Source organism: Endobacterium panacihumi (genome assembly GCF_050847465.1).
GTDB classification, from domain to species: domain Bacteria; phylum Pseudomonadota; class Alphaproteobacteria; order Rhizobiales; family Rhizobiaceae; genus Neorhizobium; species Neorhizobium panacihumi.
Genome location: NZ_JBOZRA010000003.1, coordinates 335,026 through 350,059 on the forward strand (window position 1 = coordinate 335,026; position 15,034 = coordinate 350,059).

Sequence of the window (15,034 nt, forward strand, 5' to 3'; positions counted from 1 at the left end):
GTTGAATTTAGTTTGTTAAACAACGTATTAAGAGAGTTCAAGCTTTCTCTTTTGCACTCAGCCTTTCTCCCCTGGAGCCGCATCAAATGTCATTGGTTAGAATAATTTCCCGCCGCCTCATGTTGGGAGCATTGCTTTCGTCGGCTGCTATAGCGGGCACTAGCCTGCCGTCTTTTGCTCAGGATGGACCGGTGAAACTCGGTCTGCTTGCCCCGTTTAGTGGCTCGGGTGGCCCGTACGGAAAAGAAGAAGAAGACGCGGCTCGAGCGGCGGTCGATATCATTAACGATGCTGGAGGGGTCCTCGGCCGTAAGCTTGAGCTGGTCGTGGCCGATGACGAAACTCAACCGACTGTCGGCGTCTCTGCAGCACGAAAGCTCATTGACGTCGATAAAGTGGCGTCGATTGCGGGCGTATGGTCGAGTGCGGTAGCCTTGGCGATCAAACCTATCGCCGTTGAAAAGGGTGTTCTCCTTACCGTCAACGGATCTGCTGACGAAATCACCCAAGGAGACAACAAGGGACTGGTCTGGCGTTTCCAGACAAATGGCAAAGACTGGGGCAAGGCGTTCGGCAAAGCGATGCTGAATGACAAGGTCAAGACTGCATCGGTTCTCGTACTCCAGGCGCCGTTTACCCTCTCGACGATCGAGCCGTTCAGGCAAGAGTTCACTGCTGGGGGCGGTAAAGTCCTCCAAGAGGTTCCCTTCAATCCTAACCAGCCATCATACCGTGTCGAAGTAGACAAAATCCTCGAAGGCGATCCAGAGGCAATATTCGTCGCGGCCTACGTCAACGAGCTGTCTGCTGTCGCCAAGGAATTGTATCGAAACGGATATGAGGGAAAGATTTACGCTTACGGCAATGCCGCTGGCTCGAATGGTCAGTTCGTGGCGAATGTCGGAAAAGAAGTTGCTGAGGGCGTGCATCACACGCAGCATGTCCCGGTCGATAAATCGGAAGCTTATGACATTTACCTGAAGCGAATTGGCCGCAACGAAGGTACTGTGATGAGCTTTGGTGCCCAGGTATTTGACCAGATTGTCCTCACCGCATTGGCTATTGAAAAGGCGAAATCGACTGAGGGAGCCGCAATCGGATCCCAGTTTCCGCAACTCGTTAACGCCGATGCCCCGTCGATTGGTGATCCCGCCAAGGCACTTGAAGCCGCAAAATCCGGCAAGCCATTCAGATATTCCGGCGCTGCCTCTGATTTTCGCTTCGAGCCGAATGGCGACCAGTCGAATCTCGCCTATGGTCATTTCTTGATCGAGAATGGCGAGAGCAAGCTGACCGAAGTCATCCGTTAAAATGCTCGAAGGTCGAAATCTTGAAGTCTCCTATGGAGGCTTCAAAGCGCTTGATCGCGTTTCCGTCAATCTCGAGCCCGGTACCGTGACGGGCTTGATTGGTCCGAATGGCGCCGGGAAATCGACATTGTTTTCCGTGCTCGCGGGTGCAGTGCGCCCCAAACACGGTGACATTGTCTTCGAAGGTCAAACAGTCACACGGCTCCTTCCCGTAGCAAGGGCACGTCTGGGTATCGGGCGTTCTTTCCAGCTATCACGCGATCTTGCCGGCCTCACCGTCTTGGAAAACCTGCTGATAGCGTCTTCGGGCAGCAGGCACGATACTGTGACGTCTGCGCTTTTTCGTCGTGCGGCTTTCCGACGTGAGCAGGAAAGAAACGTCGAGAAAGCTCGTGTGCTCCTTCAACGAGTGGATCTGTGGCGGCACGCGGATGCGGCCTCTAACGCATTGTCCGGAGGGCAGAAAAAGTTGCTCGATCTGTGCAGGGTCTTGATGAGGGAGCCGAAGCTGATCTTGCTCGACGAGCCAAGTGCAGGTGTCAATCCTACACGGGTCGGTGAGATCACGGAGTTTATTCAAGCACTCCGCGGCGAAGGAATTACTTTCGGTATGGTCGAACATAACATGACGATGATCAGAACACTGTGTGATCGCGTCTATGCGCTCGCAGAGGGCAAGGTGATTGCGCAAGGTAGCTTCGACGAGGTCGTCAGCAACGACGAAGTCGCAAATGCGTATCTCGGCTACAGCGCATGACGGTGGCCTCGAAAAGTCTGGTCGTGAATGGCCTTGTTGCCGGATATGGCGCGCAACCGGTACTTCAGGACGTCAGCTTCAACGCCGAGGCGGGCAAGATCCTGACCGTTGTCGGACCAAATGGATCCGGCAAATCCACACTCATGAAAACGGTGCTCGGCCTTGTTCGGCCAAGCGCGGGGAAGATCTATCTCGGCGGACAGGACATTACCGGCTGGTCTACTGCTGAACGGGCCGAGGCTGGATTGGGTTATGTTCCGCAGGAAGCAAACGTCTTTCCGAACATGTCGGTGATCGACAATCTTCGTGTTGCCTATGACTTTGTGCGAGCATCCAGGGACACTCCCTTTTCCGCAAGGCTGCGCGATCTGCTTGAGCTTTTCCCGGAAATCGGAAGCAAGCTTCACGAGCGTGCAGGTGTTCTGAGTGGCGGCCAGCGACAGATGGTGGCGATGGCGTCAGCTCTCGTTCCCAATCCTCGCATCTTGGCGCTCGATGAGCCATCCGCGGGACTATCTCCACGAAACGCAGAGCTGCTGTTCGAGATCATCGGCCGCATCTCCAGGTCCGGAGTAACCTTGTTCCTGATCGAGCAGAACACTCGGCTTGGACTTGGCGCCTCCGACCATGGCCTTGTGCTCGTCAACGGGCAAGTGCGGCTGCAGGGGGCGTCAGATGTGGTGCTCAACGATCCTGATATCAGACGCCTTTACCTTGGAGGTCACTGATGGGCCAAATGATAATCAACGGCCTCACGACGGGTCTCATCCTGGCGCTTCCTGCGCTTGCGCTTTCGCTCACGTTCAGCGTTCTTCGGTTCCCGAACTACGCGATCGGATCCTATGTCACGGTCGGGGCTTTCGTCACGTGGTACGCCAATATCGTATTGCTTTTGCCGCTTTGGATTGCCGCCTCTAGTGGCGCGATCGCGACAGGATTGATAGCAATAGCCATCGATTATGTTTCGTATCGCCATCTGCGTGACCGCTCGGGCCTCATCCTTCTCGTGGCATCCATGGGAATTGCAATCGCGCTCGAGAATATCGTCCGACTTCTTGCTGGAAATTCGCCACGGAGTTTCGACCTGGCGGTGGCGCGACCCTTTCGGTTTTGGGGGCTTCGAGTAAACCAAGAGCAATTGATTATAGTCGCAACGGTGCTCGCATCCCTGCTGGCTGTTTGGCTTGTGTTTCGGTTCTCTAAACTAGGTCGAGCCATGAGAGCGGTAGCAGACAACCCATCCCTGGCGGCATCCCGTGGCATAGAACGCGGAAAGGTCGTTGCGGCCGTCTGGGCAATATCTGGAGCGCTTGCCGCATTGGCCGGTGTCTTGATCGGGATCGATACGAACATCGAACCGCAAATGGGTTGGAATTATGTACTGCAAGTTTTCACCGCTGCAATTCTTGGAGGCATTGCCAGCCCGATGGCAGCAGTCGCCGGCGCGGTCGTGTTGGGATTGGCTGAGGAGTTTGCGACACTCTTCATGGCTCCGCACTACCGCTTGATCGTCGCTTTTGGAATAATGACGCTTTTGCTGATTGTCCGCCCCTGGGGCATTTTCGGAACGAAGTGGGTGCAGCGATGACTGCTTATCTGATCGCAACACTCTGCGTCGTTGTTATGGCCACTATGGCTGGACTGGCCCTCAATCTTCAATGGGGCATGGGCGGATTGGTCAATTTTGGCCTGTTCGGGTTTTACATGCTCGGCGCATATATCGCAGCGCTGCTGACCGTCTCGGGAACGCCGCCTGTCGTTTCGATGGCGATTGCCATGATTGGCACTGCTGTGATTTCCGCTCTCGTGAGCCTCATCTCGATCCGGCTGAGTGAGGACTATCTTGCGATCGTAACGCTTGGCTTTGCAGAATGTGTAAGGCTACTCATCAGCTACGAGGATTGGCTGACGATGGGGACGCTCGGTATATCCGGTATTTCACGGCCATTCGCATCCATCGTTCCACAGGCTTGGGCCGACATCACGTTCCTAGCCTTCTCAGGCCTGGCGCTGGCTGCAGTTTATCTTGTCTTGACCCTTCTGGCGAAGTCACCTTTCGGTAGACTGATGAGAGCGACGCGCGATGATCCATATATCGTGTCGTCGCTGGGGCATTCGGTGCTATCGATCCGGGTCAGAACCTTTGCGCTCGGTGGCGTCATCCTGGGCTTGGCCGGTTCGCTTCACAGCTTCTACTACTCCTATGTCGACCCTACCCAATTTTCTGCAATCATAACGGCCTATGCGTTCATGGCAGTAGTGGTCGGAGGACGAGGGAGCAATATTGGCGTCCTCGCAGCAGCGATCGTTTTGATTTCGCTTTTGGAAGGCAGCCGTTTTCTGGTCGATTTCGTGCCGGGGCTTGATGGTGCAAACCTTGCCTCGCTGAGATTGATTTTTGTCGGGGTCGCACTCGTCGCGATCCTTGTTTTTAAGCCGCAAGGTCTCGGCCGTGAAAAAACGACGGTGGTCGCGGCTACCGCCCTCAAATCAGGAGCAAACTGATGCCCAGAGTACCCGCTCTTCAACGCGACGCCCTTCCCGAAGATCTCAAGCCGCTATGGGACAAGATGACGTCATACGGGCCGTTCGAAGGACAGGCAGGCGTCATGGCGAACCGCTTGCCCGTCTTTGAACATATGTGGAGGCTTCTCACCCACCTTTCTGACGAAGCCGTTCTGGATAAGCGCTATCTGGAGCTTGGGATCATCGCCGTCTCATTGGTCAACAAATGCGAATTTTGCGTTGACCAGCACGCCCCCAAGCTCGCGGTGGCCGGATTGAACATCGATGGTGTCGAAACACTGGAAGACCTGAGGACATTCGCCGGCCTGACGGATTTGGATCGCAAGGTGGTGGAATACGCAATCGCTGTTTCAAGTGATTGGCATCGTATTCGGGACCATATCATTGAGGATCTCAAGGTTCATTTTAGCGATGCGCAACTTGTTGAATTGACGTGGCGGATTGCACTTTGCGGGGCGTTCAATCGGTTCAACGACGTTTTGCAAGTCGACGCCTAGTCCCTGCCATTCGCGATTGGAATCGCATTGCAAGCACGTGACAGCAAGGATGCAGTGGTGCTCGCCAAGCTACAAGAGACTAGATATTGTTTCGATCAGGGTGCCGCTGCACCCTGATCTAACTGCGTTCGGAGAGAGACGAATTAGCCGTCGTTGTGGAGTTCAGCCGCGGATTCGCTTTTGTCATTCAGGCCGTCGAAACGGTGGTCGAACTCGTCCTCCGCCTTCAGATCCTTGCCCTTGAAGTTCCCTGCCGCCTGGAGAAGGTTGATCGTGTCCTGCTGGCGAGGGATGATCTCCGACTTCCAGTCCGGGATATAACTTTTGCCGCTCTCGGCCTCGATGACAGCCTGAGCGTCTTCCGCACTCAGGCGCTGGTCCTTCACGAGGTAGTCTCGAGCCCAGGTTTCGGCGTTGTCGTTCTTCCAGAGGTGCGCGCGATACCAGTGTACAACGAGATCGCGGATCGCGGCGGCCTGAGCCGGATCGGCGAGCGCAGACTTCGCGGCATAGAGGATCTTCAGGTTCTTGTTTCCACCCTCTGCATCTTCAATCTCGCGGGCTCCGGTCCCGGCGACGGACTTAAGGTAGCGGGCGCGGTCGGGTTGCTTCAGGACTGCTGCATCGATCTGGCCCGATCTCAATGCATCGGCGAATTCGGCGAGACCCAAATTGATGGGCTGGATGTCTTCCGGTTTGAGGCCACTCGCCTTTAGGTTCCTGAACACGATTGCCTGCTGTGCGGTCCCGGGATTGATGCCGACCTTCTTGCCTTTGAGGTCTTTCAGTGAGTTGATCCCCGCGTCCGGCGCGGTGGCGATGATCGTCGTCGGCCCCTCGGTGACCACTACGCCGACGATGACGACCTCCGCACCTGAGAAGTGAGCGAGGATTGGTGGCACGTCGCCGACCGCACCAACCTGTGCAGCTCCGGCGCGGATCGCTTCCAGCCGAAGGGGGCCGCTGGTGAAGTTGGCGAAGGACACATCGGCAGAGAGCTTGTCGTACTCGCCCGACAGCTTCAGCAGACTGGCCGCATTGTTGGCGTCGTCGGCGAGGACAATTTTGGTGCCCTTCTGGACGCTCGTCGGCAAAGCCGTGTCGTCCGCGAAGGCAGCTGTTGCGACGATGGCGGAGAAGACGAGGGCGATGCCCGCCCGTAGGGTATTCCTGGATGAATTGCGCATAGTGCCTCTCAGTGCTGCTGGGGAACGCCCAGATGTTCAAGAATTTCCGTTCTGTATGCTTCGAATCGGGTCGGCGATGTTCGGGCGTCCTCAATCTTCTTGTCGTAGGAAATGACACCGTCGGTGATGACAAGAACCCGGTCTGCTAGTCGCAACGACTCTTCCACGTCATGCGTGACGAAGAGCACGGCGGGCTGGTGCCGACTACAAAGGTCGAGGAGCAATCGCTGCATCCTGATCCTCGTCAGCGCATCAAGAGCGCTGAACGGTTCGTCCGCGAGGATGAGCTCTGGCCTACGGACGAGGGATCGGGCGAGGGCCACCCTTTGCTGTTCGCCGCCAGACAGCGTCTTTGGCCAGACATCAGTGCGGTGCTGAAGCTCGACCTCCTCAAGCGCCTTGAGTGCTTCCATTCGAGCCTGCGGGCCATCGAGCCCGAGGGTCACATTGTCGACGACCTTTTTCCAAGGCAGGAGCCGGGAATCCTGGAAGAGCACCGAGCGGCGCGCCGGCACCTCAATCGTCCCGGATCCATCGACGCCTTCATCCAATCCGGCGAGCGCGCGCAGGATGGTGCTTTTGCCGGAACCACTCTTTCCAAGGAGTGCGACAAACTCGCCCTGCACGATCTGCAGATTCACGCCATGCAGGACGGTATTTCCGTTAAACCTGCGAACAAGTCCTTCAACGCGCACGGCAACATCGCGCCGCGGCAGCCCTTCGGTTACTGCTCGAGCGACTGACGCCATGACAGGACCCTCCTTTCTATGATGCGGACGGCAGCATCGGAAGAGAACCCAAGCACGCCGTAGATGATGAGACCGAGCAGCACGAGTTCTGTCTGGCCGTAGGTGCGCGCCTGGCTGATCATGTAGCCGATGCCGCTGGTCGCATTGATCGTCTCGACAACGACCAGAGCCGTCCACGCACCCGTCACGCCGAGCCTCAGTCCAGTGAAAAAGCCGGGGAGGGATGCGGGAATGACGATGTCTCGAATGAAACGCTTTCTGGTCAGCGCAACGGTCTGGCCGAGTTCTACAAATCGACGATCGATGCTGCGGAGCGCGGCATGGGTGTTGATGTAAATGGGCACCATCACACCGAGTGCGATCACCGCAACCTTCATCGTCTCCCCGATACCAAGCCAGATGATGAAGAGCGGTATCAGCGCGAGATTGGGGATGGCCCGCTTCACTTGGACATTGCCGTCGATGACGGAGTCGCCGAACCTGCTCAGACCAGCGAGCACGGCAAGGACGAAGCCGAGCGACACCCCAGCAACTAGACCGATCGCCGCCCGCTGGAGAGACATCAGGAGATCGTCTGCCAGCACGCCGGTTGCGACAGTCTCGTTGAAGGCCGTGATGACTGCTGCTGGCCCCGGCAGTTTGGCAGGTGAGATCCATTGCTGGGCCGTAGCAACATACCACAGTAGGAGCACGAGGACGGGCCCAAGAATGCGCTGGCCGGGGATTGAGGGTTTCGGTAGCAGTCGAATGCCTGTTGGCGCGTTGCGTTCGACCTCGCGGTCGGCGCGCTCGCCCGCTGGAGAAAAGGATACGAGCGTCATGTTCCGCCTCGCTTATTCTGCAGCAGCGACGAAGGCGCGAGACGCCCGCGTCACATCCGGGCGATCGAGACCAAGGTGATCGCGCAGCGTGGTGCCCTCGTACTCTGTCCGGAACAGACCACGCGTCTGCAGGATCGGTACCACGTTATCCACGAAGGCTTCCAGCGACGTGGGTAGGGCAGGTGGGATGAGATTGAAACCGTCGGCGGCGCCGTTCTCGAACCAGTGCTGGATGGTGTCCGCTATCTGATCCGGGGTACCCGTCGCGATGCGGTGTCCGCGTCCTGCACTTAAGCGGCGTAGAAGCTGCCGCAAGGTGACCTTCTCCGTGGAGGTTAAATGATGCACGAGATCGTGTCGGCTCTTCTGGTCGCTAGCGACCTCTCCTCGGGCGGGAACATGGATCACTTCATCGAGACCATGGTTCGAGTAATCGATACCCGTGACCCGATTGAGCTGGGCGAGGCCGTAGGTCGGTAGCGTCAGGTCTTCGAACTTATCCTGCAGTCGCTTCGCCTCTTCCTCGGTTCCGCCGATGAAGAAGGACAGCCCAGGAAGGATGTGAACCTTATCTGGATCGCGGCCATAGGCGCGTACCCGGGATTTCACGTCCGCGTAGAAAGCCTGCGCCTCGTCGAGGACCGGTTGCGCTGTGAAGATTGCTTCCGCGAAGCGCGCTGCGAGGTCCTTACCTGGCTCTGACGAACCCGCCTGGAAGACAACCGGACGACCTTGTGGCGAACGCGGCACTTCCAATGGACCGGCGACGTCGAAATGCTTACCGTGGTGATCAAGGCGGTGAATGCCGTCCGGGTCGACAAAGGTGCCGCCTTCCTTATCGCCCAAGATTGCGTCGTCGTCCCAGCTATCCCAGAGACGGTTGACAACGTCGAGGAATTCCGCAGCGCGGTCGTATCGCGCGTCTGGATCCGGATGGTATCCAAGACTGAAGTTAGCCGCCGCCGCAGCGTTTGCAGTCGTGACCGCATTCCAGGCTGCGCGTCCCTTGCTGACGTGGTCGAGTGTGGCAAACCGTCGGGCAAGACCGTAGGGATCATTGTAGGTGGTCGACGCGGTGGCTACCAAGCCGATCCGGTCGGTTACGCCCGACAAGGCGGTGATAAGGGTGAAGGGATCGAGTGAGTCCCAAGGCCGATCCTGCGCCCGATCCTTGAGGACGGGATGGTCGGCGAAGAAGATTGCATCAAGCTTGCCGCGTTCCGCAGTCCTGGCGAGGTTGCGGTAGTGCTCAATGTCGGTGACGGAAGCGACACGGGTTTCTGGAAGACGCCATGCGGCCTCGTGCTGGCCGACGTTGCGTAGGAAGGCATTAAGGTGAAGCTTGCGGGTGCTGGACATGAATTCCTCCAATCTAATCTGCTAATAGTCGATAGACTTAGTAGAGTTGACGAGGCAGGAAATTTCTTTGAAGGCATCGATCTGGGGTAAATGTCTCCAAAATCATCCCGTCATAGAGCTGAATAGGGTATGTGTTTCCGCAGGCGATAGTCGGATCCAACAGACTAGGACGCGGACTCATTAGCTGACGCAATCCATATCCTCGTCGCGGCAAGCTTGAGGGCGGCGAGATAGTTGTCGGCACGCCGGTCGTATCTCGTTGCAAGGCCACGCATCTGCTTGATACGGTTGAAGAACCGTTCCACAAGATTGCGCTGACGGTAGACCCAGCGGCTGAAGCTGAATGTCTGCTTTCGATTGGCCTTTGCAGGGATATTCGCCCAGCATTTACGTTGTTTGGCAAAGTTTCGAATTGCGTCGGTGTCATATGCCTTGTCGGCAAGGATCGTCGCGCCGGGCTGCAGGTCGCTCAACAGCTTCTCAGCCATCGGTGCATCGGCGGATTGGCCGGCGGTGAGTTCCAGCCGAACCGGTCTGCCATCTGCATCGACAAGAGCATGGATTTTTGTCGTTAGGCCGCCGCGAGAACGTCCCATGCAAGGATCGGCAGAGCCCCCTTTTTAGCGTTGGCACCATGCTGGTGAACGCGAACACAAGAACTGTCGATCATCACGATGTCTCCATCGTAACGCTTTGAAACGGCGTCCAGAAGACGATCCCATACGCCCGCCTTGCGCCAGCGGGAGAACCGATTGTAAAGCGTCGTGCGTGGACCATAACGCTCCGGCACATCTCGCCAGGACGAACCAGTCCTGAAACGCCACAGAATGCCGTTGATTACCCGGCGGTCGTCGACGCGTTCAATTCCACGGCTATTGGTCGGCAAGAGAGGTGCGATGACAGCCCATTCTTCGTCGCTCAATTCGTGACGGCGCATGGCAAACTCCTTTCAAGGAGATTGAATCACACACCGCCAATAAGATGAACCCCGTTTATGAGGACACTGCCTAGGAGTGGATCAACTCGCATGACGGTAGTTGTAGCCGCGAGTAAATACGCATCATCATCGATCAGGCTGTCAGAGGGCGCATCGTGTAGCCACCTCTTGATTTGACAAAAAACAAACCTCTCCGATGACAGAAATTTAGACGACTATACCTATAGAGATAGTAGCCTAAAGGATACGGTTTCGCGGTCAAATCAGAGGAGCCTACGATGTCCGACACGCTTTACCGCTTCACGCTATCACCCAACGGCCCAGTCTTCGATCTTCCGATCTATGTCGCCCTCGAGGAAGGCATCTTCGAGAAAAACGGGCTGAAGGTCGAGTTCGTCGACAAGTACGATCCGGCTAGCTCGTCGCAGGATCCGTTCAAGCGTCAGAAGGAGGCGCTCTATGAAGCTGGCGCGGCATCTGCCTACAATCTTTGTGAATGGGCGGGTCTCGACCGTTCCGAAAAAAGTGGCCGTGGGAGCCAGGTCTTCGGACTGCGCCCTGCGGTAGCAGCGCAGGCGATCATTACATTCGACGAAGAGATCCAGGAGCCGCGTGACCTGGAGAATGTCGCCGTAGGGATCAATGAATTGACGGGATCTCACTATACGACGCTTCAGCTTTTGGAGGGCGCCATCCCGCGAAACACGATCATCGTCGAGCACGCAGGCCCGCCACACGAGCGCTACCAGTCCCTCAAGGGCGGCAAGCTCAAGGCAATCGCGATCATGGAACCGTTCATCAGCCTGGCCCTGAAGGAAGGCGCTCATATCGTCGCGGTGAACTTCTATCGTGGAGCCGAGGTGATCTCACCGGACGTGCCAGCCGATAAGCGAGAAGCGTATGTCGCATCGGTCAACGAGGCTGCCGATCTGATCCGTTCCGATTTCGGCCGCTTCAAGCATCACGTCGTTGCAGAGCTCAACGGACGGCTTTCGCCCGAGGAACTGGCGTCTCATTTCGTGCACTATGCCCATTCTCGGCCGCTCGATGAAAAGCGGTTCGATTACACCTACGAATGGATGAAGACTTGGAACCTCACGAAGGGGACGAGCGAATACAAAAGGCTTGTCGCCTGATGACGCTGGACCCCAAGAAGGGAAACATCGGCGGCCCCACACTGGGCCGTCGACAGTTGATGATGGGGCTGGCCGCGACGGCCGCCGCATCATGCCTGTTTTCACCAGCGATCCTCAGAGCGGCGACGGACCGCTTGCCTGTCCGCATGAGCAAGGCTGGGCCTGGCACCGCGGGTACGATCCAGGACGATCTCGTCACGAAATTCCCCGAACTTGATCCCGGTCTCGACATCGACTGGATCGATGGATCTCCGGGACAGTTCCAGATGCTGCTCATCAGCGGGGCGTTGGATTGCGGTCCCTTCGGCGCGCTAGGCATTGCTGAAGCCGCTAAAAAAGGCGCGGAACTTGTCATTTTCGGATCACGCCTCAACAACCACGGATCCTGGATCGTCAAGGGCGACAGCCCATACCAGCATCCGTCGGATCTCAAGGGCAAACGAATCGCGACGCAGTTGCCGACGAGCGATACCTACCGTCATGCCCGCATGGCGGCCGCGCTTCACAAACTCGATTTGGAGAAGGACTTCCAGGTCTCGTTCGGTCCGTCGGTTTCCAATGTCGCCCTCTTCAATAGAGGCGACGTGGACGCCGTGATTTCGATTGAGCCTGTGTCCACGCAGTTGATTGCGCAGGGCCATCGTGAGATCGCCCGGGTGGCGGATCAGTGGCGTGACGCGACAGGCGACAGCGCCACACTTTCACTTGTCGGGGTGTCGGCGACGGCCAAGTGGGTCGACGAGAACCAAGAGACGGCTCGTCGCGTCGCTCAGATGACGCTTGGGGTGAACAAACGGTTCGCATCAGAGCCGTCGCTCATCCGGGATCCCGCGATACAGGCCGGAATGGGATTAAAGAACCCGTCAGAGGAGCTTCTGGCGCTTCTCGAGGAACGTCTCCCAAGGGTCTACGCAACGGAATGGAACGAGGCTGTTATCAATGACTTCAATCGACAGCTCGACATCGCGATCGATCTCAAGATCGTCGAGAGCCGCCCGAACTACACGTACACCCGGGTTCTCTAGCCTTTCCGCATTCGCAGCATTGGGCCTGCCCGTCGCCTTCCTTGCCTTGCTGACGCTGGGCTGGGAAGTGATGGCGCGCCGTCTGGCCAATCCGCTCGTTCCGGATGTGGCTGAGGTGGCGACGGAACTGGTCAATATCCTCGTCAGCGGCATCTTCTTCGACCACATGACGATCACGCTTGGAAGGGTGGCGCTTGGGTTCCTGGTTGCGTTCGCCGTTTCTCTTGCGCTCGGTATTCTCATGGGGCGCAACCGATATGCCCGTCAGTTCTTCGAGCCAGCGATCCTGATCGGGCTGACCGTTCCCGGTCTGGTCTGGGCGCTTCTCTGCGTCATCTGGTTCGGCATCTCTTTAACTACATCCACTCTCGCAGTGGCGCTGAGCCTGTCTCCGCCATTAGCATTGAGCATCGCTCAGGGCATCAAGACAGTGAACGCCGATCTCCAGGAGATAACGGCTGTCTATCGCCTCTCCATCTGGTCCCGCCTGCGGTTCCTCTTCCTTCCTACGCTCACGCCGTTCCTCCTGAATGGAATTCGCATTGGCTTGTCGATGGGTTGGAAGGTGATCGTACTCGTCGAGATTTTCGGTCTGTCGAGCGGTGTCGGCTACCGCCTGAACAGCGAATACAGTTCCATGAACGTGGCTGGTGTCCTCGCATGGACAATCGGCTTCGCCGGGGTCATGGCACTCCTCGAGTACGGGGTTATCGGAGGGATCGAACGATACGTAACCCGCTGGCGGCGGGTGGCGACGGTTTAAGGAGCGCTAACGATGGATCAGATCACTAACCGTGCAATAATTCCTCCTATCGACCTGAAGGACGGCGGTCTGACCGTGGAGGGCGTCTCCAAGTCCTATGAGGCCAAAGGAGACACGACGGAGGTTCTGCGGGATATCTCGTTCAGTGTGGGTGAGGGGGAAATCCTTGGCATCGTTGGCAGGAGCGGGTGCGGCAAGTCCACATTGCTCAAGCTGATAGCTGGACTGGATCGTGATTTCGTTGGACGCATCACGCTGGATGGCCGGGAGGTTATTGGCCCGGGACTCGAACGAGGGGTGGTATTTCAGGAGCCGCGCCTTTTCCCTTGGCTGACGGTCGAACAAAACGTCGCGATCTCCATCCATGAAACCCAAATGCACGCAGGTGAAAAGCAAGAACTCGTCGCGAGCAATCTTGCCTTGGTTGGACTGGCTGGGTTCGAGACGAAGTTTCCCCACCAGATCTCTGGTGGGATGGCCCAACGTGCGGCTCTGGCTCGCGCCTTGACTTCCCAACCGTCACTCCTTCTGCTCGATGAACCCTTTGCTGCCCTGGACGCTCTGACGAAAATGCAGTTGCAGGATGAGGTCATCCGGATCTGGCAAAGCCGGAAGATGTCGATCGTCCTGATCACGCACGACATCGACGAGGCGATCCATCTCTGTGACCGCGTCATCGTGATGTCCCCACGTCCTGGAGAAATCAAGTCCGTCACCGCCGTGGAAATTGCGCGCCCCAGGCCGCGGATTGGCGCGGCTGCTGACGCAATACGTTCGCGTCTTATGTCGGATCTCGGGCTTTTTTAGTCAAACCGAACGTAGCAGTCGCGGTGCTCTGCCGTTCGCAGCCCGCAACATCTCTCTGTCAGGAAACGATCTGCTCGCCTTGGAAATCCCACTATTTTCCCTAGATCAGACATTCGCCTGGATCATCAAGGAGTAGCCCATGACGTTAGCTCGCCACATCGTCCTAGAAAGCAGGCCAACTGGTCAGCCAGGGCAGGATAACTTTCGTCTGGAGGAGTTCGATCTTCCGGAGGCTGACGAAGGCGACGTCACTGTCAGATCGCTCTATCTCTCCCTCGATCCCTACATGCGCGGCCGCATGAGCGATGCCAAGTCGTATGCGGCGCCAGTGCCCGTTGGTGGCGTGATGGAAGGTGAGGCCATCTCCGAGGTGGTCAAATCTCGGCACAATAACTTTGCGCCTGGCGATATCGTCCGTGGTCGCACCGGGTGGAGCAGTGGTGCTGTGATCAACGGCGACCAGCTTCGGCGCGTCGAGACCCATGGTGCGCAGATCACGACGTCGCTCGGTTCGCTTGGCATGCCTGGCTTCACGGCCTGGAGCGGATTGAAATTCATCGGAAAACCCAGGCAGGGAGAGACGGTTGCAGTGGCAGCCGCTTCTGGCCCCGTCGGATCGATGGTCGGTCAGCTTGCAAGACTTGCGGGAGCCCGAGCCGTCGGCATCGCGGGCGGGCCCGAGAAATGCGCATTCGTGAAGGACGAACTTGGCTTCGATGCTGTGGTCGATCACCGCTCGGACAACTTCGCTTCGGATCTGCAGGCTGCATGTCCGGATGGCATCGACGTATATTTCGAAAACGTTGGCGGGCACGTCTGGAATGGCGTCTTGCCGCTTCTCAACCAGTTTGCCCGCGTTCCGGTCTGCGGCCTCGTCGCGCACTACAATGGTTCAGGTTCCGCCGATACCGACCAGCTCCCGGCGACGATGTCGACGATCCTCAGGCGGAGCCTCCTCCTTCGCGGCTTCATTCAGACCGAGTTCGCAGCTGATCATTTTGACGAGTTCTTGGATGAGGTCGGGCCGCAGCTGGCTTCAGGGAAAATCAGATACAGGGAGGATATCGTCGACGGTCTCGAGAATGCGCCAGAAGCCTTTATTGGCATGCTGTCTGGTGGAAATTTCGGCAAGCTGATCGTCAAGATCGCCGAGTAAGCTG

At 57.4% G+C, this 15,034-nt stretch carries 16 protein-coding genes; 11 read left to right on the forward strand and 5 right to left on the reverse strand.

The window, feature by feature from the left end; all coding sequences use genetic code 11:
• The first annotated feature begins 191 nt into the window (after positions 1–191).
• From ACRQ1B_RS16990 to ACRQ1B_RS17015, 6 genes are read left to right on the forward strand one after another with little or no spacing between them, the layout of a single operon-like run.
• Positions 192–1,310 carry an ABC transporter substrate-binding protein gene (locus tag ACRQ1B_RS16990; RefSeq protein ID WP_432294980.1) on the forward strand — a complete coding sequence of 373 codons (1,119 nt, stop codon included), beginning with the start codon at positions 192–194 and terminating at the stop codon, positions 1,308–1,310.
• Position 1,311: 1 nt separating this feature from the next.
• Complete coding sequence (locus ACRQ1B_RS16995; protein ID WP_432294981.1) at positions 1,312–2,067, forward strand: ABC transporter ATP-binding protein; 756 nt, start codon at positions 1,312–1,314, stop codon at positions 2,065–2,067.
• The gene (locus ACRQ1B_RS17000; protein ID WP_432294983.1) at positions 2,064–2,795 is read left to right on the forward strand and encodes an ABC transporter ATP-binding protein; all 732 of its coding nucleotides are present in this window, start codon (positions 2,064–2,066) and stop codon (positions 2,793–2,795) included. Before ACRQ1B_RS16995 ends, ACRQ1B_RS17000 begins: the two co-directional genes overlap by 4 nt.
• Positions 2,795–3,655 (forward strand): branched-chain amino acid ABC transporter permease, encoded by an 861-nt coding sequence (locus tag ACRQ1B_RS17005; protein ID WP_432294984.1) that lies wholly within the window; start codon positions 2,795–2,797, stop codon positions 3,653–3,655. The genes ACRQ1B_RS17000 and ACRQ1B_RS17005 overlap by 1 nt, the downstream gene beginning before the upstream one ends.
• Positions 3,652–4,572, forward strand: a complete 921-nt coding sequence (locus ACRQ1B_RS17010) for a branched-chain amino acid ABC transporter permease (protein ID WP_432294985.1) — start codon at positions 3,652–3,654, stop codon at positions 4,570–4,572. The genes ACRQ1B_RS17005 and ACRQ1B_RS17010 overlap by 4 nt, the downstream gene beginning before the upstream one ends.
• Positions 4,572–5,090, forward strand: a complete 519-nt coding sequence (locus ACRQ1B_RS17015; protein ID WP_432294987.1) for a carboxymuconolactone decarboxylase family protein — start codon at positions 4,572–4,574, stop codon at positions 5,088–5,090. Before ACRQ1B_RS17010 ends, ACRQ1B_RS17015 begins: the two co-directional genes overlap by 1 nt.
• Before the next feature lie 143 nt (positions 5,091–5,233).
• On the opposite strand, the gene ACRQ1B_RS17020 is transcribed toward ACRQ1B_RS17015, so the two are convergent.
• The 5 genes from ACRQ1B_RS17020 to ACRQ1B_RS17040 form a co-directional block, all read right to left on the reverse strand.
• Positions 5,234–6,277, reverse strand: coding sequence for an ABC transporter substrate-binding protein (locus ACRQ1B_RS17020; RefSeq protein ID WP_432294989.1), 1,044 nt, complete (start codon positions 6,275–6,277; stop codon positions 5,234–5,236).
• Between the two features lie 8 nt (positions 6,278–6,285).
• On the reverse strand, positions 6,286–7,026 hold the full coding sequence (locus ACRQ1B_RS17025; protein ID WP_432294991.1) for an ABC transporter ATP-binding protein: 741 nt from the start codon (positions 7,024–7,026) through the stop codon (positions 6,286–6,288).
• Positions 7,002–7,847, reverse strand: coding sequence for an ABC transporter permease (locus ACRQ1B_RS17030; protein WP_432294993.1), 846 nt, complete (start codon positions 7,845–7,847; stop codon positions 7,002–7,004). The genes ACRQ1B_RS17025 and ACRQ1B_RS17030 overlap by 25 nt, the downstream gene beginning before the upstream one ends.
• A 12-nt stretch (positions 7,848–7,859) precedes the next feature.
• Positions 7,860–9,206: an LLM class flavin-dependent oxidoreductase gene (locus tag ACRQ1B_RS17035; protein WP_432294995.1), complete on the reverse strand. Its 1,347-nt coding sequence runs from the start codon at positions 9,204–9,206 to the stop codon at positions 7,860–7,862.
• Positions 9,207–9,370: 164 nt separating this feature from the next.
• Positions 9,371–10,143, reverse strand: a protein-coding gene (locus tag ACRQ1B_RS17040) for an IS5 family transposase (RefSeq protein ID WP_432292971.1) whose coding sequence is annotated in 2 segments (ribosomal slippage) — positions 9,371–9,820 and positions 9,823–10,143 — 771 coding nt in all. Because the reading frame shifts where the segments join, the coding sequence is not laid out codon by codon here.
• A gap of 278 nt (positions 10,144–10,421) precedes the next feature.
• Between ACRQ1B_RS17040 and ACRQ1B_RS17045 the strand changes: the two genes are divergently transcribed.
• The 5 genes from ACRQ1B_RS17045 to ACRQ1B_RS17065 all read left to right on the forward strand — a co-directional run bounded on the left by ACRQ1B_RS17045 (position 10,422) and on the right by ACRQ1B_RS17065 (position 15,030).
• Complete coding sequence (locus ACRQ1B_RS17045) at positions 10,422–11,279, forward strand: ABC transporter substrate-binding protein (RefSeq protein WP_432294997.1); 858 nt, start codon at positions 10,422–10,424, stop codon at positions 11,277–11,279.
• Entirely contained in the window at positions 11,279–12,304 is a 1,026-nt protein-coding gene (locus ACRQ1B_RS17050) for an ABC transporter substrate-binding protein (RefSeq protein WP_432294999.1), read from the forward strand. The genes ACRQ1B_RS17045 and ACRQ1B_RS17050 overlap by 1 nt, the downstream gene beginning before the upstream one ends.
• 19 nt (positions 12,305–12,323) lie before the next feature.
• The gene (locus ACRQ1B_RS17055; RefSeq protein WP_432295001.1) at positions 12,324–13,067 is read left to right on the forward strand and encodes an ABC transporter permease; all 744 of its coding nucleotides are present in this window, start codon (positions 12,324–12,326) and stop codon (positions 13,065–13,067) included.
• Positions 13,068–13,079: 12 nt separating this feature from the next.
• Positions 13,080–13,874: an ABC transporter ATP-binding protein gene (locus ACRQ1B_RS17060; protein WP_432295003.1), complete on the forward strand. Its 795-nt coding sequence runs from the start codon at positions 13,080–13,082 to the stop codon at positions 13,872–13,874.
• A gap of 139 nt (positions 13,875–14,013) precedes the next feature.
• Positions 14,014–15,030, forward strand: coding sequence for an NADP-dependent oxidoreductase (locus ACRQ1B_RS17065; RefSeq protein ID WP_432295005.1), 1,017 nt, complete (start codon positions 14,014–14,016; stop codon positions 15,028–15,030).
• Positions 15,031–15,034 lie beyond the last annotated feature (4 nt).